The 748-nt window shown below is 38.0% G+C and carries 2 protein-coding genes; both read left to right on the forward strand.

The window, feature by feature from the left end; translation table 11 throughout:
• Nucleotides 1–266, forward strand: a 266-nt coding sequence (locus tag BFN00_RS00700) for a flagellar basal body rod protein FlgB (protein WP_071850163.1), incomplete at its 5' end; no start/stop codon positions are given.
• A 3-nt stretch (nucleotides 267–269) separates the two neighbouring features.
• Nucleotides 270–748 (forward strand): flagellar basal body rod protein FlgC (flgC, locus tag BFN00_RS00705; RefSeq protein WP_071850164.1); only part of this gene is annotated, 479 nt, incomplete at its 3' end.

A 748-nucleotide genomic window follows, 5' to 3' on the forward strand; every position in this document is an offset into this window, starting at 1 on the left:
GTTTTAAGGATATGTTGGAAGAGCAGAAGAGCATAGCTATTTCTGCATACCGCACTGATAATAGACATTATGATTTCACGTTTCGACAATCTACACCAGGTGTCAATATTGTTGAGAACTTGCGATATAGAAACAATGGCAATGCTGTAGATATGGATGCTGAGCAAGCGAAATTAGCAGAGAAACAAATTTATTATAATGCTCTAATCGATCGTGTTAATGGGAAATTAAACACATTGAATACTGTTATTAAAGGAGGTAAGTAATAGATGTCTATTTTTCATGGGATGAATACCACTGCCTCCGCATTAACAGCGCAGCGTTTACGTATGGACGTTAGTTCTTCTAATATGGCTAACATGGATACAACTCGCGCTCGGCAAGTGAATGGGGAATGGGAACCATATCGACGTAAGTCCGTGACGCTGTCAGCTCAAGAAGGACAATTTTCTAATTTTTTGAATATAGCACTAGGTAAAAATGCAAAAAGTGGTGTTGGTAATGGTGTGAAAATTACTCGAATCTCAGAAGATCAAGAAACACCTTTCAAACTTGTATATGACCCAACTCATCCAGATGCGAATGCAGATGGTTATGTAAACATGCCTAACGTCGATCCATTAAAAGAAATGGTTGATTTAATGTCGGCTACTCGTTCTTATGAGGCGAATATAACTGTATTTAATGCGAATAAATCCATGCTTACAAAGGCTTTAGAGATAGGTCTGTCTCTTATACACATCTCCGA

This window comes from Acinetobacter sp. AR2-3 (assembly GCF_001878775.1).
In the GTDB taxonomy this organism is placed as follows: Bacteria; Pseudomonadota; Gammaproteobacteria; order Pseudomonadales; family Moraxellaceae; genus Acinetobacter; species Acinetobacter lwoffii_D.